Origin of the sequence: Azospirillum sp. 11R-A, from assembly GCF_049472615.1 — a bacterium.
GTDB classification, from domain to species: Bacteria; Pseudomonadota; Alphaproteobacteria; order Azospirillales; family Azospirillaceae; genus Azospirillum; species Azospirillum palustre.
This window is the reverse complement of the sequence record NZ_JBCEBL010000004.1, coordinates 160,996-179,858: the sequence shown is the minus strand read 5'-3', so window position 1 is coordinate 179,858 and position 18,863 is coordinate 160,996. Positions and strand designations below refer to the sequence as shown.

Sequence of the window (18,863 nt, the reverse complement as noted above, 5' to 3'; positions counted from 1 at the left end):
CGGTCACTTGCCTGCGGGGCTGGCCGGGGTGGCGACCGGAGTAAGGGCCGGAGCGGCTGCCGCCGGGGCCGGCTTGTCGAACAGGCGCCGCGGCAAGGCTGCGAGCATCGCCGGGTCGGGAAGGAAGACGCGCCAGGGCAGTCCGGTCGCGTGGCGGTAGAGCGTCGCGGCGGTGGCGAACACCAGCGTGTAGGCGACGGTGGAGACGATGGCCGCCGCCAGGATCCCGCCGCTGCGCAGGAACAGCAGCAGCCCGCCCAGCGTGACCACCATGCCCAGCAGATTGGCCAGGGTGGCGGTGAAGGGCCGGTTCTCCGCGTAGAGCCCGTTCAGCAGGATCGACGCGGCGGCGTAGAGGATTGCGCCCGGCAGCAGCAGCCGCAGCGGCAGCGCGCTGTCGGCGAAGGACGGGCCATAGACCAGCCCGATGGCGATGTCGGCGAAGACGAACAGTCCGCCGCCCAGGAGCCCGCCGATGGCGAAGGTCGCCTGAAGGCTGTTCAGCACAAGCGCGCGCCCCGACTGTCCCCGCCGGGTGGCGGCGGGCATGACGACGGTGGCGAGCGCGCCGGACAGGCTGACGATCAGCCAGGACAGGCTGGTCGCCAGCGCATAGAGCCCGACCTGCGCCGCCGACAGGAAGGCCGGGATGATCAGCAGGTCCAGCCGTTGCGTGATGACGCCGCCCACCACGTCGCCGTGGGTGCGCAGGGCATACCAGACGGTCTGACGGCCGAGTGCCGGATCGGGCCGGCCGATGCCGTGCCGGCGGACCAGTAGAGCGGTCGCCACCACCAGCACCAGCGTGCTCATCGCCGCCTGGACGATGACGGCGGCCTCCACCGTGAAGCGGCCCGTGGCCCACAGCGCGGCATAGACGATGGCGACGCCGGCCGGCTGAAGAAAATTCAGCGCGTTGAAGCTGCGGAAATCCTGGTCGCCGAGGATCAGCCCCAGCATCAGTTCGGACAGCAGGGCCATGGCGATCATCGGCAGGTAGAGCCGCGCCAGCGCCAGCGTCTCCGCCGGCTGTGCCGCCAGCAGCGTCGGCAGAAGCAAGTAGCCGACGCCGATCGCCACCGCTGCGACCGGCAGCAGGATCAGGGTCCAGGTGCTCAAGAGGCGACCGCCGGCGGCATGGTCCCGCGACAGCGCATAGGTCACCGCCTTGCCGCAGCCCATGCCGAACAGCCAGCCCAGCAGCTGCACGGTGGTCAGGACCGCGGTCAGCGCCCCCCGGCCGTCCGGACCGATGGTGCGGGCAACCAGGATCCCCGTCAGCAGCCCCAGCGCCATCGTCGCGGCGGTGACGAGCACCGTCGCCACGCCTTGCCGGGCGAAGCTGTTCCGCTTTGCCGCCGCCGTTCGTCCGGTCAAACCCTTCAGCATCGCGCCGTCACCCCCGTTGATGGCCCTGAAATCCGCGCACTGCGTAACCTGCCGTTCTGGAACTCCTGTTTTGATTGCAGCCCCATTCCCAATTTGAAGCGGCTTTCACTTGCCTGCTTTTGCCGGCGAAAAATAGTTGGTCTTGCCAACATTGTCCGATGAATTCAAAAGTTATCGGGAAGAGGAACAATCGTAAAATGCGGCCGTTATTTGATCCGACGCGCATTTTTGTTGTGCGTTGCAAACAGGACGGTAGTGGGGTGTTGGTCCAGGGTCAACGCCGCTTTCGGAACTGTTCTTCCCACACACCAGGGGAGTATTTTTCTTTGAACATCCGTTGGTGGGGATTGTCGGACCTAGCGTATCTTTCGGGCATCGGTTATCGGCGACGCCCATTTTCCGGCATCGGGATTAGCCCGTTGCCGGGCCGGTCGCACACGGGAGGGGAGGGGGAGGCGCCGTTGCGCCCCGCCGCATGGCGTCGTCGGACCGCCGCCTGACGCCATTGATGGGTGTCTTCAGTCGGCCGCGGCCATCCGCGCGGCGGTGGAGCCGCGCACGATGCAGGTGCCGCCGAGAATGAGGCGGCGGCTGGGACGGTCCGGCGCCTCCAGCCGTTCGAACAGCAGGGCCATGGCGGACTGGCCGATGTCCTGCACCGGCTGTTCGATGACGGTCAGGCCGGGCCCGACCAGTTCCGTCCACGGTTCGTTGTCGAAGCCGGCAACCGCCAGTCCGTCCGGAATCGGCAGGCGCAGGCGGCGGGCCGCCTTGACCACGCCCATCAGGAACAGGCTGTTGCTGACGATGAAGGCCTCCGGCCGGTCGCGCTCCGCCATCCACGCCACCACCGCCTCTTCCGCCGCATCGGCATGAGGGGCGAGAAAGCGGGCCGCCGGGGCGAGGCCGCGGGCGGTCATGGCGGCGCGGTAGCCCTCATGACGCTCCTGGCCGGTGGTGCTGGTGTTGCCGAACAGGCCGGCGATGCGGCGATAGCCCTGGGCATGCAGATGCTCCACCAGCATCACCGCGGCACGCGGGTTGTCGAGGACCACGGCATCGTGACGGCCGGTCGGCGCGTTGCGGTCGATCAGCACGACGGGGAAATCGAGATCCAGCCCGTCCAGACGGTCGAGCGTCGCCCGGGTGGGGGCGAAGATCAGGCCGGTGATCCGCTCCTCCTGCATCAGGCGCAGGTACAGCTCCTCCCGTTCGGGATTCTCGTCGCTGTTGCACAGGATCACGCGCATGCCGGCGCGGTAGGCCGCATCCTCCACCGCGCGGCTGACGGCGGTGAAGAAGGGGTTGCGGATGTCGGACACCACCAGCCCGATGGTCTGCGAATGCTGCGAGCGCAGCCGCCGCGCCGACAGGTTGGGACGGTAGCCGGTGGCGCGCACCGCATCCTCCACCCGCCTGCGCAGGGTGTCGCTGACCGGACCGTTGCTCAGCACGCGTGACACGGTGGCGACCGACACGCCGGCAGCCAGGGCCACGTCCTTGATGCCGGCGGTTTTTCCCGAGACGCTCATGTCCAGACCGATCGTGTGGAGGGATGCCCCGATTGGGGAGGCGACCTTAGCCGCATGGGCCGAAGATGACCAGGGCGGGGTATTTTCTGAAAACGTTTCCAGTAGCCTCGGCAAAACATCCTTTATTTTTGTCCGCCTGACAAGCCGTTCATCCAGGAAAGTCCATATGCTGCAACGCAACAAGCGTTGACAGCCGGACTGTAATCGTTTTCACTTAGTTCAACAGCACAAACAAAAGCCCGCGGAGGATACGGTCGCCATGCTCACCGACACGCACCCCTTGAGCCTTCCCCCCGATCTGATCCGCCTCGGCGCCGCTCCGGCGGGCAAGGAGGCGGCGATCCGCGAGGCGGCGCAGCTGCTGATCGCCGCGGGCTGCATCGATCCCGCCTATGCCGACAGCATGATCCGGCGCGAAACGGTGGCGAACACCTTCCTCGGCCATGGCGTCGCCATCCCGCACGGCATGGTGGACGACCGCAATCTGGTCCGCCACAACGGGATCGCGATCCTGCAGGTGCCGGACGGCGTGGTGTGGAACGACGGGCAGACCGCCCGGCTCGTCGTCGCCATCGCCGCCCAGTCCGACGCCCACATCGCCATCCTGCGCCGCCTGACCCGCCTGATGCAGGACGAGGCGCGGCTGGCTGCCCTGTTCACCACCGGCGACCCCGCCGATCTCGTTGCCGCTCTGTCCGACGAGACCGCATCGCCGGTCCCCTCCGCCGCCGATGCCGGCGATCTTGCCGAGAATTTCGAGTGGGTGGTCGATTATCCGACCGGCCTGCATGCCCGCCCCGCTGCCGTCTGGGTCGAGAGCGCCCGTGCCGCGTCCGGCCGGGTCCGCGTCCGCCATGGCGAAGAGAGTGCCGACGGCAAGACGCTGGTGGCGCTGCTGCAACTGGGCCTCCGTCCTGGCGACCGCATCACCGTGTCCACCGACGGGCCCGATGCCCGCGCGGTGCTGAACCGGCTGCGCGCCACCATCACCGGCCTCAGCGCGCGGGAAAAGGCGGATGCCGCCGCCGCGGCGCGCAAGGCGAAGGCCGTGGTGCAGGGCTGGACTCCGCCGGCCACTGGCACGAATGGCGGTCGCGAGATGCCCGCGATTGCCGGCATCGGCGCCAGCCCGGGCCTGACCATCGGTCCTGTCCATGTGATGCCGAAGGCCGACCTGACCGTTCCCGACCGTCCGGCCCCACTGCTGGAGGGGGGCAACCGCCTGCACGAGGCGCTGAACCTGACGCGCCAGCAGCTGAAGGCGCTGGCCGACGACACCGCCCGCCGGCTGGGGCCGGCCGAGGCCGGCATCTTCGCTGCGCAGGCGGAGCTGCTGAGCGACACCGACGTCATCACGCTGGCCTGCCAGTTGATGGTCGAGGGGCATGGTCCCGGCTGGTCGTGGAACGAGGCGGTGGAGCGCAGCGCCGCCAGGCTCGCCGCCAACCCGAACCCGGTGCTGGCCGGCCGCGCCGCCGACTTGCGCGATGTCGGCCGCCGGGTGCTGACCCGCATCGATCCCGACCTGCGCGGCGGCTCGATCCGCGACCTGCCGGACACCCCCTGCATCCTGGTCGCCGACGATCTGTCGCCGTCCGACACCGCCGCCCTCGACATGGGACGCGTCATCGGTCTGGCGACGGCACAGGGCGGCCCGACCTCCCACACCGCCATCCTGGCGCGCACGCTTGGCCTGCCGGCGATGGTCGCCGGCGGCGCTGCGCTGACCGGGCTCGCCAACGGCACCACCGCCATCCTCGACGGCCAGTCCGGCCGCCTCTATCTGGACCCCTCCGAGGCCGACATCGCCGCCGCCCATGGCTGGATCGAGGAGCAGCGCATCAGGAAGACCCAGCAGGAGGAGCGGCGCAGCCTGCCCGCCCGCACCCGCGACGGCCACACGGTGGAGATCGGCGCCAACGTCAACCGGCCCGATCAGGTGGCGATGGCCCTGTCGCAGGGCGGCGAGGGCGTCGGCCTGATGCGCACCGAGTTCCTGTTCCTGGAGCGCGGCGATGCGCCGAGCGAGGAGGAGCAGTACGAGACCTACCGCGCCATGCTGGAGGCGCTGGACGGCCGTCCGCTGATCGTCCGCGCGCTGGACATCGGCGGCGACAAGCAGGTGCCGCATTTGCAACTGCCGCATGAGGAGAATCCCTTCCTCGGCGTGCGCGGCGCCCGCCTGCTGCTGCGCCATCCCGAACTGCTGGAGCCGCAGCTGCGCGCGCTCTACCGCGCCGCCAAGGGGGCGAAGCCCGGCGCGCTGCTGATCATGTTCCCGATGATCACCACGCTGCGCGAGGTCGAGACGCTGCGCGCCGTCTGCGACCGCATCCGGGCGGAACTGGACGCCCCGGCGGTGCCGCTGGGCATCATGGTCGAGGTGCCGGCCGCCGCCATCCAGGCCGACGTGCTGGCCCGCCATGTCGATTTCTTCTCCATCGGCACCAACGACCTGACGCAATACGCGCTGGCTATCGACCGCCAGCACCCCGAACTGGCGGCGGAGGCCGACAGTCTGCACCCGTCGGTGCTGCGCCTGATCCGCCTGACGGTGGAAGGGGCGGAAAAGCACGGCCGTTGGGTCGGCGTCTGCGGCGGCATCGCCGGCGACCCCTTCGGCGCCGCGTTGCTGGCCGGTCTCGGCGTGCGCGAGCTGTCGATGACCCCGCGCGACATCCCCGGCGTCAAGGACAAGCTGCGCGACAGCGACCTCGTCGGCCTGCGGGCACTGGCCCAGCGGGCGCTGGATTGCGAATCGTCCGACGAGGTGCGGGCGCTGGAGGGGGAAGCGTCATGAGCGGCCAGCTGAAGACGGCCCGGCCCGTCGTCACCGTCACGTTGAACCCGGCCATCGACCAGACCATCACGGTCGAGGCTTTGAAGCCCGGCAGCGTCCATCGCGCCAAGGCGGTGCGCCACAATGCCGGCGGCAAAGGCGTCAACGTCGCCAGCTGCCTTGCAGACTGGGGGACACCGGTGACCGCCACCGGCCTGCTCGGCACCGGCAACGCCGCGCCTTTCGAGGCTCTGTTCCAGGCCAAGGGCATCGCCGACGCCTTCATCCGGTTGCCGGGCGAAACGCGGGTCAACATCAAGATCGCCGACCTCGCGGCCAACGACACGACCGACATCAACCTGCCGGGCCTGAGCGCCGATGCGAGCGCCGTCGACCGTGTGCGGGAGACCGTGCTGGGGCTGGTGGAGCCGGGAACGCCGGTGCTTCTGGCCGGCAGCCTGCCGGAAGGCTTGCCTGCCGACTCCTACGCCGCCCTGACCGCCGATCTGGCGGTGGCCGGCGCCCGTGTCGTGCTGGACAGCAGCGGGGCGCCGCTGGCGGCGGCGCTGGCCTCCACCGGTGCGCTGCCCCATTGCATCAAGCCCAACCGGCACGAGTTGGAGGATTGGGCCGGCCGGCCGCTGCCGACGACCGCCGACCTGCTCGATGCGGCCCGCGATCTGCATCGCCGCGGCGTGTCGGTGGTGGTGGTGTCGCTGGGGGCGGACGGCGCGCTGTTCGTCGATGGCGCCCGCGCCCTGCACGGCCGGCTGCCGCCGGTCCAGGCGCTCAGCACCGTCGGGGCGGGCGACGCGATGGTGGCCGGGCTGATCGCCGCCTTTCAACAGGATGGCGGGCTGGAGGACGTCGCGCGGCTGTCGGTGGCCTTCGCCGCCGCCAAGCTCGGCTGCTTTGGCCCCAACCTACCCGATCCGGCGACGGTGCGGTCGCTCGCCGCCCAGGTGGCCCTGACCCCGATCGACTGAGATTTCCGACACTATCGGACTGAAATCAACGCAGTGACAGGCGCGGGCTCGAACCCGCCAGGAGGAAACAATGGCGACCCTGTTGGCCGTGATCGCGGCGGGCGATCTTACCACTCAGGCCGTTCTGGCGGCCGAGGCCCTGCGCAAGGCGGCGGCGAAGGCCGGCCACCGCATCCAGGTGGAGATTCGCACCAGCCTCGGCATCCAGTCTCCGCTCGACGCCGCCGCTTTGTCCACGGCCGACGGGCTGATCCTGATCGGCAGCGGCGATTTCGACGACGGGCGCTTCGCCGCGCTCAAGCGCAGCACCGCCTCGCTCGACGAGGTGCTGGGCAACCCCGCCGCCGTGCTGGAGAAGGCGTCCTCCTCCGCGTCTGCCGCTTCCGCGGCGGCCGGCCCGCGCCGGATCGTCGCCATCACCTCCTGCCCGACGGGCATCGCCCACACCTTCATGGCGGCCGAGGGCATCCAGCAGGCGGCGACCGCGCTGGGCCACAAGGTCCGGGTGGAAACCCAGGGCTCCGTCGGTGCGCGCGACACCCTGACCGACGAGGAGATCCGCGAGGCGGACGTCGTGCTGATCGCCGCCGATACCCAGATCGACCTGTCCCGCTTCGCCGGCAAGCGCGTGTTCCTCAGCGGCACCAAGCCCGCCATCAATGACGGCAAGGCCTTGGTCAACCGTGCCCTGGCCGAGGCGAAGACGCATGGCGCCGCCGGTGGCGCGACCCCGCTGGCCGATGCCGTCGCCGCCGGCAAGGCTGAGCGCTCGGCCCAGCGCACCGGCCCCTACAAGCATCTGATGACCGGCGTGTCCTTCATGCTGCCCTTCGTGGTGACGGGCGGCCTGCTGATCGCCCTGGCCTTCGCGCTGGGCGGCATCTACGTCTACGAGGAATCCAACGCCGGCACGCTGGGCTATGCCCTGTTCCAGATCGGCGCCAAGGGCGCCTTCGCCCTGATGGTGCCGGCGCTGGCCGGCTACATCGCCTATTCCATCGCCGACCGCCCCGGCATCGCTCCCGGCATGGTCGGCGGCATGCTGGCCGGCAGCATCGGTGCCGGCTTCCTCGGCGGCATCGTCGCCGGCTTCATCGCCGGATACGGCACCGCCTTCCTCAACCGGCACATCAAGCTGCACCGCAACCTGGAAGGGTTGAAGCCGGTATTGATCCTGCCGCTGCTGGGCTCGCTGCTGACCGGCCTGCTGATGATCTACGTCGTCGGCACCCCGGTCGCCGAGGCGCTGGCCTGGATGAGCGCCTGGCTGAAGGGCATGCAGGGCAGCAGCGCCATCCTGCTTGGCTTGCTGATCGGGGCGATGATGGCCTTCGACATGGGCGGTCCGGTCAACAAGGCGGCCTACGCCTTCTCCACCGGCCTGATCGCCTCCCAGGTCTACACTCCGATGGCCGCCGCCATGGCCGCCGGCATGGTGCCGCCGCTGGGTCTGGCGCTCGCCACCAAGCTGTTCGCCGACCGCTTCACCGCGGAGGAGCGCGAGGCCGGCAATGCCGCCGCGGTCCTGGGCATCGCCTTCATCACCGAGGGCGCCATTCCCTTCGCCGCCCGCGATCCGCTGCGCGTCATCCCGGCACTGATGCTCGGCGGTGCGCTGACCGGTGCGATGTCGATGGCGGTGGGTGCGGAGTTGAAGGTGCCCCATGGCGGCGTCTTCGTCCTGCCGATCCCCAACGCGGTGACGCATCTGCTCGGCTATGTGGTGGCCCTGGTGGTCGGCACGGTGGTGACCGCCGTCGCCCTGCGCATCCTGAAGAAGCCGGTCGCCGTCACTGCTGCGGCGCCGAAACCGGCGGTCCGGCAGGCCGGTGCGCACGCCTGACCCTTGTCCCTTTCCTCTCGGGCGTCCTCCCGAAACTGGCCCCTCTCCGCATCCGCGGGGAGGGGCTTTTCTTTTTCTATCTATCCGAAGAATCCGCGCCAGCTTTCGCGGCGCCGCCCGTGGGATCGGTCAAGACATCGCCCGGAGTGACCGATCCATGCTCGACGAAAAGCCCGATGTGATGCTGGGCAACATGCTGCTGCATGTGAATCTGCTGGCCCTTGGCACGCTGATGACCAAGATGATGGCGGAGATGTTCCGCAAGGACGAGGATCCGGCCGGCAAGGCGGATGAGTGGCTGCGCCTGTTCGAGGCGACCGCCGCGCAGATGACCTTCGCCAACGAGACGCCGGAATGGAGCGACCTGACGGCGCAGGAGTTCCGCGATGTGCTGATGCAGCATATCCACCGCGCCCGCGCCATGGCGCTGGGGGAGGACTGCGACCCGCGCGCCTATCTGCGCCATCACGGCTGACTGGACCCGTTATCGTCACCGGTACTCCTGCCGGCGCGCCAGCCCGTCCTTCAGGTGCCGGATCGCCGCATGCACCTTCGCCGGCACGTGCCGCTTCTGCGGATAGACCGCCCACACCGCCGTGTTGGGCGGCCGGTGGCGGTCCAGCAGGGACACCAGCCGTCCCTCCGCCACCGGATCGCGCACGTAGTAATCCGGCAATTGGCACAGCCCGAATCCACGCAGTGCCGCATCCAGCACCGAGAATCCGCTGTTGCAGCGCCAGCGGCCCCGCGGGCGGAACAGCCAGTCCTGGCCGTTGTCGTCGAACAGCCAGTGGTCGGAGGTGCCGGTCAGGCACTGGTGGGAGCCGAGGCTGGTCAGGCTGTCCGGACTGCCGTGGCGTTCCAGATAGGACGGGGCGGCGCACAGATGCATCACGCGGGGGGCGATGCGCGTCGCCACCAGACTCGATTCGCTGAGGCGGCCGAGCCGGATCGCCAGATCGTACCCCTCCTGCACCAGATCGAGCTGCCGGTTGGTCAGTTCCACCTCGATGCTCAGCTGCGGGTGGCGCTCCATCAGGTCGTTGATCAGCGGCATGACGAACTGCTCGCCATAGGCGGTGGCGCAGGTCATGCGCAGCACGCCCTTCACATCGCTGTCGCTGCCCCCCTGCAACGCACCCACCGCCAGGAAGGCGTCGTCGCGCTGCTCGGCCAGCCGCCGGCAGCGGGCGAGGAAGGCACGCCCGCTCTCGGTCAGGCTGACCTTGCGGGTGGTGCGGTAGAACAGCCGGGCCTGCAGCCGGTCCTCCAGCCGCGCCACGCTGCGGCTGACGTGGGAGGAGGAGACGCGCAGCCGCTCCGCCGCGCGGGAAAAGCTGCCGGTTTCGGCCACCGCCACGAATTCGTCGATGCCGTCCCAGCCGCTCACGGTCATTCTCCCAGGGCCATCCGGCCATTATCCCCATACAGCAAAAATCTATTCCCGAAATCGCCGTTCTGGCAATGACCGGTCGCGGTCTACACTGCGGAAATCAAATGCCAATCCTCATTGGCAAACCCGCCTGCGGGGCAAACCCGTTCTCGGGACCAATCCGACTTGGGGAAGGAAACCCACATGGTTCTGTCGCGCGCTGCCGTCGCCTGGGAAGCCAACCGTCCGCTGGAGATCGAAGAGGTCGAGGTCGCGGCCCCCAAGGCCGGCGAGGTGATGGTCCGCATCGTCGCCACCGGTGTCTGCCACACCGACGCCTACACCCTGTCGGGCAAGGATTCCGAAGGCGTGTTCCCCTGCATCCTCGGCCATGAGGGCGGCGGCGTGGTGGTGGAGGTCGGTCCGGGCGTCACGTCGGTGGCGGTCGGCGACCACGTCATCCCGCTCTACACGCCGGAATGCGGCAAGTGCAAATTCTGCCTGTCCGGCAAGACCAACCTGTGTCAGGCGATCCGCGCCACCCAGGGCAAGGGCCTGATGCCGGACGGCACCAGCCGCTTCTCGCTGAAGGGCAAGGAGATCGCCCACTACATGGGCACCTCGACCTTCTCCGAATACACGGTGCTGCCGGAGATCGCGCTTGCCAAGATCAACAAGGCGGCGCCGCTCGAGAAGGTCTGCCTGCTGGGCTGCGGCGTTACCACCGGCATGGGTGCGGTGATGAACACCGCGAAGGTGGAGCCGGGCTCGACCGTCGCCATCTTCGGCCTGGGCGGCATCGGCCTGTCGGCCATCATCGGCGCCACCATGGCGAAGGCAAGCCGCATCATCGGCATCGACGTCAACCCGTCGAAGTTCGAGATCGCCAAGCAGCTCGGCGCCACCGACGTCGTCAACCCGATGGATTTCGACCGCCCGATCCAGGAAGTGCTGGTCGAGATGACCGACGGCGGCGTCGATTACAGCTTCGAGTGCATCGGCAACGTCAAGGTGATGCGCGCCGCCCTGGAGTGCTGCCACAAGGGCTGGGGCGAGTCGGTCATCATCGGCGTCGCCGGCGCCGGCGAGGAGATCGCCACCCGTCCGTTCCAGCTGGTCACCGGCCGCGTCTGGCGCGGCTCCGCCTTCGGCGGCGTCAAGGGCCGGTCGGAACTGCCGGAGTATGTGGAGCGTTACCTGCGCGGCGAGTTCGAGCTGGATACCTTCATCACCCACACCATGGGTCTGGAGGACATCAACCACGCCTTCGACCTGATGCATGAGGGCAAGAGCATCCGCTCGGTCATCCTGTACAACCAGTGAGGTGACGGTGGCTCTTTCCCTCGCTCCCTTTGCCGGGACCGTGGGAGGGAGCCTTCCGGCCATCGTTTTTCAAAAGGCGTTTCCATGACCGATCCCCTCACCACCCTGTCGGAAACCCGCGTCTTCGGCGGCCGGTTGAAGCGGGTGCGGCACCAGTCCGCGGCGGTGGATTGCGAGATGACCTTCGCGATCTTCCTGCCGCCGCAGGTGGAGGCCGGCGCCGCGGTGCCGGTCTTCTATTGGCTGTCGGGACTGACCTGCACCGACGAGAACTTCACCCAGAAGGCCGGCGCCTTCCGCGTCGCGGCGGAGCTTGGCCTCGCCATCGTCGCCCCCGACGCCAGCCCGCGCGGGGAGGGGGTGCCCGGCGACCCCGACAATTCCTGGGATTTCGGGCTCGGCGCCGGATTCTACGTCGATGCGACCGAACAGCCCTGGGCGCGCCATTACCGGATGCACGATTATGTGACGCGGGAATTGCCGGCGCTGATCGAGGCGAATTACCCGGTCACCGACAGGCGGTCGGTCGCCGGCCATTCGATGGGCGGGCATGGCGCGCTGGTCTGCGCGCTGAAGCATCCGGGCTTTTACAAGGCGGTGTCGGCCTTCGCCCCTATCGTCAATCCGGCGGCGGTGCCCTGGGGCGAGAAGGCCTTCGGCCGCTATCTGGGGCCCGACCGCGACCGCTGGCTGGAGTGGGACGCATGCGCACTGATCGAGACGGCCAGCGAACGGCTGCCGATCCTGATCGACCAGGGCGACCGCGACGGCTTCCTGGAAGCACAGCTGAAGCCGGAGGCGCTTGTCGCTGCGGCGGAGGCGGTCGGTCACCCGGTGACTCTGCGGATGCAGCCGGGCTACGACCACAGCTACTTCTTCATCAGCACCTTCATCGAGGACCATCTGCGCCACCATGCAGCGGCGCTGCTGGGGTGAGTGCCGAGCGGGCAGGGGACTGAAAAGCCCCTGCTTCGACGCCTTCCCTCAGGCCACCCGCCGCGTCAGGTGGTTGTCCCATCGGAAGGCCGGTGCCTTGCGTTCCGGTCCCGCCTCGGCGCTCGCCGAGACCGGCTCGATCACGCCGAGTCCGCTGGTCGCCAGATAGCCGTCGCCGTTCGGTGCCAGACCGCAGCCGTCGGCCAGCGCGGTGGAGCCCAGCCATGCCCCGCTCGCCGCATCCCACAGCCCGATGATGCCGCCCATCGGCGAGCTGGCCGCCACGGTTCTGCCGTCCGACGCGACGCTGCCGATATAACCCTGCATGCGCGACAGCACATCTTCCGGCGTGTCGAACAGGCGGATCGTGCCGCCGCCGGGACGGTGGGCGCCGGTCAGCGGCTGGAGCATGCCGATGGGCCGCTCGTCCTGCACGCCGAAGGCGATCCCGCCATCGTCGAGCAGGGCGATGTGGCGCATGCCGAGGTTGGCGTGCTCTTCCGGCAGCCGCACCTTGTCGAGCAGCTTGCCCGTCGCCGCCTCGACATAGGTCAGCGAGCTGTTCATGCTGTCGAGGTTCAGCTTGGCCCGGCCGGTGTCGGGGTGGGTGATGACGCCGCCGTTGGCGACTGCCAGCGTCGTGCCGTCGCGCATCAGGATCAGTTCGTGCGGTCCCAGCCCATGGGTTGGGATGGCGCCGATGCGGCGGTAATTGTCGGTGGCGTCATAGACGCCGATGGCGCCCTCTTCGCGCGGCACGTCGTCCTCGGCGACGAAGAGGGTGCGTCCGTCGGCGGAATAGTCGCCATGGCCGGTGAAGCGGCGGTCGTCCGGCGCGCGCACCACCGGGCCGGGGGTGCCGTCTGCCAGCGACAAGGTCTGGAACCAGCGGCCGGGCCGGCGGGCGAAGACGGCGGCCTCCGCCATGCCGGGCCGGGGCATGATGCCGTGGGCGCGGCCGGGGGTGGCGGTGGTGAACAGCACCTTGCCGGTGCGGTCGAGCGCGGCGACGCCGAAGCTCGGCTCCGCCCCGGCGGTGGCATAGGCGTTGAGGTAGAGCGTGCCGGCTTCGGCGGCATGGGCCTTGCCCGTCAGCACGGCCAGCAGCCCGCCCGACAGGCCGGCGCCCGACAGCACACGTCCCCCGAAGACCCGCCCGGCCAGCAGGCTCAGGATGTTCCTGCGGTCGACCGCCATCGTCAGTCTCCGTCCAGTTCGTTGAAGCCCAGCGTGATGTCCAGCAGTGGGGCCAGCGTGCCCAGCATCTCAACCCGCGCCGCCTTGACCAGCCGCAGCGCGCTCTCGGTCTTCTTGCGGGTGGCAGGATCGGTCACCGCCTTGTTCAGCGGGCCGGGGACCGCCTCCACCGCGCTGATCGCGGCGGCGAAACTCTCATCGATGGCCTGCTTGGCGGTGGCGCCGTCGTCGTTGGCGGGCAGCAGCGAGACGAAGCCCGGACCGCCATGCTCGCCCATCAGCAGGGCGCGCAGCCCCTCCAGATTCAGCACGACATTGCGCAGCGACCGGCCGCTGCGCAGCGCCTCCACCACCGTCGGCTTGGCATCCTCGATGCTCGCGCCGAGCGGGGCCATCAGCTTCTGGTCGATCACCACCTGCATCGTGGTGATGGCGGAGGCATAGAGTGTGTTCACGGCTTCGGACGCGGTCGGTCCGAGCACGGTCGCCTGCCCGGCGGTGAGCGGCGCCTCCAGCTCCTTCCAGCCGTCGCGCGCATCGGTGGCGATGGCGGCGATGTTGCGGGCGGCGGCGGCGGCGAGTTTGGCGCGGTACAGCTTGGCATCGCTGCCGGTGAAGCCGTCGGCGGTGACGCCCTCGTCGAACAGCAGCCGCTCCAGCACGGTCAACCCCTGGACGGCCGCACTCTGGCGGGCCAGCGCGCCGGGCTCCAGCAGCTTGGGGTCATGGTCGCGCAGGATCTGGCCGATCTGGCGCTGGACCACGCCGGGCCGTTCCGGCCAGAACGACATGCGGTCGGCCCGCAGATTCATGGTCAGCGGACCGGGGCGCAGATGCTGCACGGCGGCCCAACCGTCGGTAACCTTGAAGTGGGCGGTGCGCGCCTCCTCAAGCCCGGCGGCGGTGGGGCCGGCGGCGAAGCGGTCGAGCGTATCGGCATAGGCGGTGGCCGCCGTCACCAGCGCATCGAAGCGGGGCAGGGCATGGGTGCGGACCATGCCGCCCAGGAAGGCGGCATCCTTGTCCGACTGGCGGGCGGCGAAGGCCGGCGTCCGCGGCAGCAGGGCCGCCACGGCGGCGGCGGCCGACATCAGTCCCAGCACTATGCGGCGTCGCATACGATCAATCCCTTCTGCCTTTGACGTGGAGCGAACCCCTGCCCTTCCTTTACAAACCCAGCACGTAACGCACCAGACGTTTCCGGTCCGCGCCCGGCAGAGACTTGAAGCGGTCCTTCGCCGCTTCCGCCTCGCCGCCATGCCACAGGATCGCTTCGGTGACACTGCGGGCGCGGCCGTCATGCAGAAGCGACAGCTGCCCATCCTTGTCCGCCAGCCGGTTCAGGCCCCACAGCGGCGTGGTGCGCCAGTCCGACCCGTTCGCCTCGCCCATCGGCAGCCGGTCGCCCAGCCCGGGGCCGAGGTCGTGGAGAAGCATATCGCTGTGCGGGAAGATGTCGCGGTTGGACAGGGACGGATGCCCGGCATCCTCCCCCGTGCGCCAGGACGGACGGTGGCAGGCGGCACAGCCGGTGTCGGCGAACAGAGTGGTGCCGGCCTTGTCCTTCGGCGCCTCCAGGCTGCCGTCGGGCGACAGGTCGCGCAGGTAGCCGTCGATCAGGCCGATGACGGTGCTGGGGATCTCGAGCCCCTCGAACTGCTTGGAATCGCCGTGCGGCGCATTGCGGCAGACGGTCTGTGCCGGGGTACAATCGCCCCAGGGCTCCGGGAAGGCCGGGGTCGACATGCCGATGTCGAGGTTGAAGGCCTCCGCATCCTGGTGGTCCAGGGTGGGGTGCATCGCCTTCCAGCCGAAGCGGCCGACCTGACGCTTGCCGTCCACCGTCACGTAATTCACCCGCCCGGCGACCGGACCGCCGGAGGCCGCCTGTCTGGCGGCCTCGGCTTCGATGGCGTCGGCCGGGATGCGGTCGAGCAGGCCCATGCCATGGACGCGCGGCGGCACGCGGGCGGACATCACCGTCGCTTCGGCCAGCGGGCCATAGCCGAGATCCTCGACCACCGGCGTCGGGTGGCGCAGCCGGATGGTCTCGCCGTCGGCGAAGCGGACCGTCTCCTCGCGGTAGGTGACGCGGGGGCGGCCTTCGACCAGTTGGCCCGGAATGGCGTTGGACTGGATCTGCCGGCCATAGACCGGATCGGCGTTCAGCTTGATCGCATAGCCGACGCCCTGGTCGTCCTTTACCGCCGGGTCGGGTGGACGCCCGCCGGCACCGCGCGGATGGCAGGTGGCGCAGGAGCGTGCGTTGTAAAGCGGGCCAAGACCGTCCGCAGCCTGCGTCGCGGTGGGCGCCGCCACCCACATGCGGCGGAACAGCGCCTCGCCGATGCGGTTGTCGAGGCTGTCGGCGGCCTGGGCGGCCGGAGCGGCGAGAAGCAGCGCAACGGCAAAGACGTTGCGGAAATTGGTAAAATCAGGCAACGCGGATGTATCCCATCATGCCGGTGTCCTGGTGTTCGATGATGTGGCAGTGGAACATCCAGTCGCCGGGATTGTCGGCCTTGATGGCGACGCGCAGCCGCTCCTTCGGCTCCAGCAGCACCGTGTCGGCGTGGTGGGGCACCACCTTGCGGGCATCGGAGGACAGCACCTTGAAGGTGTAGCCGTGGATGTGGATCGGGTGCAGGTGAGGCGTCAGGTTGGCCAGTTCGAAGATGTAGCTCCGGCCCTTCTCCAGCGTGACCAGCGGCGGCGGCAGGCGTTCATGCCCACCCTCCGGCCAGCTCTGCTGGTTGATCGCCCAGAAGGTCTTCGCCGACAGGCACAGCGCGTCGGCATAGGGCAGGCCGGGCAGAGCCGCCGCGTCGAAGCTCTGCGCCACCGCGGTGGCGGAGAAGGCCATCGGGATGATCGGCGCGTCCTTCAAATCCGGCTCCGGAATGGCGGAGGCAGGCAGGGCGCGCAGCTTGAAGCGCTTGTTGGGCAGGCTCGGTCCGACGGCGCGGAAGGTGGCGAGCGGCCGGGGTTCTGCCGAATAGACGTTGGTCAGTCGCAGGGTCTGGCCGGCCTTGGGCGGAGCGCGGAACAGCACGTCGATGCGCATGGCCGGCCCCATCGGCCAGCCGTCCAGCGGGCGGGGCGGCAGCGGGTTGCCGTCGACCGCGACGATCCAGGCCTCGGCCCCCTCCACCCGCAGATCGACCACGCGGGTGCTGTCGATGTTGTAGAGGCGGGCACGGATGTCGCCGTTGGCGGGGACCTCGATCACCGGCTCGATGGCGCCGTTGACGGTCGACACGCTGCCGAAGGTGCCGGCGCGGGAAGCACCGCGGTCGGTCATGAAGGTGCCGAACGTGCCGGTCTTGTCCAGCTGCCAGTCCTTGACCAGGCAGACGACGTCGGCATCGACCTTCGGCGCGTCCGGCTCCTCGACGATCAGCACGCCGGCAAGGCCGCGGCCCAGCAGTTCCACCGTGTTGCAGTGGGGATGGAAGAAGAAGGACCCGGCATCGGGCGGGGTGAATTCATAGACGTGGCGCTCGCCCGGCTTGGTCGGCGGCTGGGTCAAATAGGGCACGCCGTCTTCCAGGTTCGGCAGGCGGATGCCGTGCCAGTGGATCGAGGTGTGCTCGTCCAGCCCGTTCACCAGGGTGGCGCGCAGCCGCTGGCCCTTGCGCATGCGGATGATCGGGCCGGGAAAGCTGTCGGCATAGGTGATCAGCGGCGACAGCCCGGCCGGTTCCGGCAGGATGCGCAGCATCCGCTGCTTGGCGACCAGCTCGACCTCGACCAGATCGCCGGCGGCGGTGACCGGCGTCGGGCCGGCGAGACCGGCTTTCAGCGCACCGGCATCGGGGGCGGCAAGGCCGGTTCCGCCCAGCGCCGTCGCCGCGAAGGCGGCACCCCCGGCGCGCAGGAGGGTGCGGCGGGACAGGGCGGAGGCGGGGCGATGCGGCATGACGGCGGTCCAAAAAACTTCAGGCAGGAAAAGGCCGGCTCCGGTCCCTTCGCCATCCCCCGCCGGGTCGGCCCGGAAGGGAAGCTCGGGGGAAACGGTCCTGCGCGGGAGGGCGCGGGACCGGAGCCGGGCAGGCGTGCTTACTTGCCGACCTTCGACGGGTCGTCGAGGCTGTCGGAGCCCTTGACCTCGACCGAGACGCCGAGCGCGGCGACGGCGCCTTCCAGCGCCTTCTTCTGGGCGACGAGGCCGTCGATGCCGGCGGACACCAGCTTGTTGCCCTCGTCGTTGTCGGCGGCGATCATCTGGTCGTAGGCCATCTTGCCGCTGTCGGCGGTGTCCTTGATCGCCTGCATCGCCGTCATGGTGTTGGCCAGGGCGGTCTTGACCGCGGCGTCGGCGTCGGCGGACTTGGCGGCGACCAGCTGCGACAGCGAGGCACCCGAAACAATCTTGCCGTCGGTGCGCTTGTAGCTGCCGTTGTAGACGTTCACCATGCCGACTTCGTCGTAATAGTGCGAGTTGTGGGTGTTGTCGGAGAAGCAGTCATGCTCCTCTTCCGGATCGTGCAGCATGAGGCCGAGCTTCATGCGCTCGCCCGCCAGCTCGCCATAGCTTAGCGATCCCAGGCCGGTCAGCATGCGGCCGACGCCTTCGCTCTCCGGCGCCTTGGCGATGGAGGCGCGGGCCTTGCCCTTGGCGGCCCAATCGGCGGTCATTTCCGACAGATCGTCGACCAGCATCTGGGTGGCGACCTTCAGATACTGGACGCGGCGGTCGCAATGGCCGTTGGTGCAGTCCTTGCCCTTGCCGTAATCGGTGGCCTTGCGCTCACCCGCCCCCGGGCCGGTGCCGTGCAGATCCTGGCCCCACAGCAGGAATTCGATGGCGTGGTAGCCGGTGGCGACGTTCGCCTCGACCTTGCCGGCGCCGTGCAGCTTGTCGGTCAGCAGGTCCTTGGTGATCTTGGAGGCGTTGATGGTCTTGCCGCCGGCCGTGATCTTCGGGTTGGCGATGACGTTCGCCTTGGCGTACGGGTTGCTCTCGCCACCGGCATAGCCTTCGTCGACATAGTCGATCAGGCCCTCGTCCAGCGGCCAGGCGTTCACCTTGCCTTCCCATTCGTCGACGATCGGATTGCCGAAGCGGAAGGCTTCCGTCTGCATGTACGGAACGCGGGCGGCCTTCCAGGCGTCGCGCGCCTTCGCCAGATTGTCCTCGGTCGGATTGGCGACCAGGGCGTCCACCGCCTTCTTCAGCGCCTTGGCGCCGTTGGTGGCGTCCTCATAGGCGGCATGGGCGATGTCAGCGTAGTTCTTCGCCACGTCCTTGTAGGCCGGACCGGCAGCCTGGGCACCGTACGGCAGCAGGGCAACGACGGCTACGGCGGCAAAGCCGGCAGCGCGCTTCGACATGGAGGTCTCCTAGAACGTCGGTGGTCGGTAATGACAGCAAGTGCGACTTATTCTCAGCGAATAACGTCGCGAATCATTCTCACTGTCAAGCCCTATCCGCGTTGGGGGTACTCGGAAATGCGCAGGCTCCGCCGTGCCGCGTCGATATGTCCCGCCGCCCTGTCCCGCGGGC

14 protein-coding genes are annotated in these 18,863 nt (G+C 69.1%); 6 read left to right on the top strand and 8 right to left on the bottom strand.

Annotated features, from left to right (window positions below):
• Positions 1-3 precede the first annotated feature (3 nt).
• Both VH569_RS08385 and VH569_RS08380 read right to left on the bottom strand, forming a co-directional pair.
• Entirely contained in the window at positions 4-1,389 is a 1,386-nt protein-coding gene (locus VH569_RS08385; RefSeq protein WP_423314930.1) for an oligosaccharide flippase family protein, read from the bottom strand.
• Positions 1,390-1,907: 518 nt separating this feature from the next.
• Positions 1,908-2,921 (bottom strand): LacI family DNA-binding transcriptional regulator, encoded by a 1,014-nt coding sequence (locus VH569_RS08380; protein WP_423314928.1) that lies wholly within the window; start codon positions 2,919-2,921, stop codon positions 1,908-1,910.
• A 259-nt stretch (positions 2,922-3,180) separates the two neighbouring features.
• Between VH569_RS08380 and ptsP the strand changes: the two genes are divergently transcribed.
• The 4 genes from ptsP to VH569_RS08360 all read left to right on the top strand — a co-directional run bounded on the left by ptsP (position 3,181) and on the right by VH569_RS08360 (position 9,004).
• Positions 3,181-5,721, top strand: coding sequence for a phosphoenolpyruvate--protein phosphotransferase (gene ptsP / locus VH569_RS08375; protein WP_423314927.1), 2,541 nt, complete (start codon positions 3,181-3,183; stop codon positions 5,719-5,721).
• Positions 5,718-6,686, top strand: a complete 969-nt coding sequence (pfkB, locus tag VH569_RS08370; protein WP_423314926.1) for a 1-phosphofructokinase — start codon at positions 5,718-5,720, stop codon at positions 6,684-6,686. Before ptsP ends, pfkB begins: the two co-directional genes overlap by 4 nt.
• Positions 6,687-6,756: 70 nt before the next feature.
• The gene (locus VH569_RS08365; protein WP_423314925.1) at positions 6,757-8,529 is read left to right on the top strand and encodes a fructose-specific PTS transporter subunit EIIC; all 1,773 of its coding nucleotides are present in this window, start codon (positions 6,757-6,759) and stop codon (positions 8,527-8,529) included.
• Positions 8,530-8,686: 157 nt separating this feature from the next.
• Complete coding sequence (locus VH569_RS08360) at positions 8,687-9,004, top strand: hypothetical protein (protein ID WP_109049076.1); 318 nt, start codon at positions 8,687-8,689, stop codon at positions 9,002-9,004.
• Between the two features lie 15 nt (positions 9,005-9,019).
• On the opposite strand, the gene VH569_RS08355 is transcribed toward VH569_RS08360, so the two are convergent.
• Positions 9,020-9,925 carry a LysR substrate-binding domain-containing protein gene (locus VH569_RS08355; RefSeq protein ID WP_423314924.1) on the bottom strand — a complete coding sequence of 302 codons (906 nt, stop codon included), beginning with the start codon at positions 9,923-9,925 and terminating at the stop codon, positions 9,020-9,022.
• Positions 9,926-10,105: 180 nt separating this feature from the next.
• On the opposite strand from VH569_RS08355, the gene VH569_RS08350 reads away from it, so the two are divergent.
• The gene (locus VH569_RS08350; RefSeq protein ID WP_098738560.1) at positions 10,106-11,224 is read left to right on the top strand and encodes an S-(hydroxymethyl)glutathione dehydrogenase/class III alcohol dehydrogenase; all 1,119 of its coding nucleotides are present in this window, start codon (positions 10,106-10,108) and stop codon (positions 11,222-11,224) included.
• 84 nt (positions 11,225-11,308) lie between these two features.
• Positions 11,309-12,160 (top strand): S-formylglutathione hydrolase, encoded by an 852-nt coding sequence (fghA, locus tag VH569_RS08345; RefSeq protein ID WP_423314923.1) that lies wholly within the window; start codon positions 11,309-11,311, stop codon positions 12,158-12,160.
• Between the two features lie 48 nt (positions 12,161-12,208).
• Here fghA and VH569_RS08340 read toward each other — a convergent pair whose 3' ends face one another.
• From VH569_RS08340 to VH569_RS08320, 5 genes are all read right to left on the bottom strand, one after another.
• Positions 12,209-13,357, bottom strand: coding sequence for a DUF1513 domain-containing protein (locus VH569_RS08340; protein WP_423314922.1), 1,149 nt, complete (start codon positions 13,355-13,357; stop codon positions 12,209-12,211).
• A 2-nt stretch (positions 13,358-13,359) separates the two neighbouring features.
• Complete coding sequence (locus VH569_RS08335; protein ID WP_423314921.1) at positions 13,360-14,475, bottom strand: imelysin family protein; 1,116 nt, start codon at positions 14,473-14,475, stop codon at positions 13,360-13,362.
• 49 nt (positions 14,476-14,524) lie between these two features.
• A complete protein-coding gene (locus VH569_RS08330) occupies positions 14,525-15,799 on the bottom strand; it encodes a di-heme oxidoredictase family protein (protein WP_423314920.1) in 1,275 nt (424 codons plus the stop codon).
• A complete protein-coding gene (locus tag VH569_RS08325) occupies positions 15,792-17,276 on the bottom strand; it encodes a multicopper oxidase family protein (RefSeq protein ID WP_423314919.1) in 1,485 nt (494 codons plus the stop codon). Before VH569_RS08325 ends, VH569_RS08330 begins: the two co-directional genes overlap by 8 nt.
• Positions 17,277-17,416: 140 nt before the next feature.
• Complete coding sequence (locus VH569_RS08320) at positions 17,417-18,691, bottom strand: imelysin family protein (protein WP_423314918.1); 1,275 nt, start codon at positions 18,689-18,691, stop codon at positions 17,417-17,419.
• Between the last annotated feature and the right edge of the window lie 172 nt (positions 18,692-18,863).

Excerpts from the sequence above, each read along its gene's own strand:
- VH569_RS08350 (WP_098738560.1), top strand. The coding sequence starts at position 10,106 with ATGGTTCTGTCGCGCGCTGCCGTCGCCTGGGAAGCCAACCGTCCGCTG.
- VH569_RS08325 (WP_423314919.1), bottom strand. The coding sequence starts at position 17,276 with ATGCCGCATCGCCCCGCCTCCGCCCTGTCCCGCCGCACCCTCCTGCGC.
- VH569_RS08360 (WP_109049076.1), top strand. The coding sequence starts at position 8,687 with ATGCTCGACGAAAAGCCCGATGTGATGCTGGGCAACATGCTGCTGCAT.
- VH569_RS08380 (WP_423314928.1), bottom strand. The coding sequence starts at position 2,921 with ATGAGCGTCTCGGGAAAAACCGCCGGCATCAAGGACGTGGCCCTGGCT.
- VH569_RS08355 (WP_423314924.1), bottom strand. The coding sequence starts at position 9,925 with ATGACCGTGAGCGGCTGGGACGGCATCGACGAATTCGTGGCGGTGGCC.
- VH569_RS08385 (WP_423314930.1), bottom strand. The coding sequence starts at position 1,389 with ATGCTGAAGGGTTTGACCGGACGAACGGCGGCGGCAAAGCGGAACAGC.
- VH569_RS08320 (WP_423314918.1), bottom strand. The coding sequence starts at position 18,691 with ATGTCGAAGCGCGCTGCCGGCTTTGCCGCCGTAGCCGTCGTTGCCCTG.
- ptsP (WP_423314927.1), top strand. The coding sequence starts at position 3,181 with ATGCTCACCGACACGCACCCCTTGAGCCTTCCCCCCGATCTGATCCGC.
- VH569_RS08365 (WP_423314925.1), top strand. The coding sequence starts at position 6,757 with ATGGCGACCCTGTTGGCCGTGATCGCGGCGGGCGATCTTACCACTCAG.
- VH569_RS08340 (WP_423314922.1), bottom strand. The coding sequence starts at position 13,357 with ATGGCGGTCGACCGCAGGAACATCCTGAGCCTGCTGGCCGGGCGGGTC.
- fghA (WP_423314923.1), top strand. The coding sequence starts at position 11,309 with ATGACCGATCCCCTCACCACCCTGTCGGAAACCCGCGTCTTCGGCGGC.
- VH569_RS08335 (WP_423314921.1), bottom strand. The coding sequence starts at position 14,475 with ATGCGACGCCGCATAGTGCTGGGACTGATGTCGGCCGCCGCCGCCGTG.
- pfkB (WP_423314926.1), top strand. The coding sequence starts at position 5,718 with ATGAGCGGCCAGCTGAAGACGGCCCGGCCCGTCGTCACCGTCACGTTG.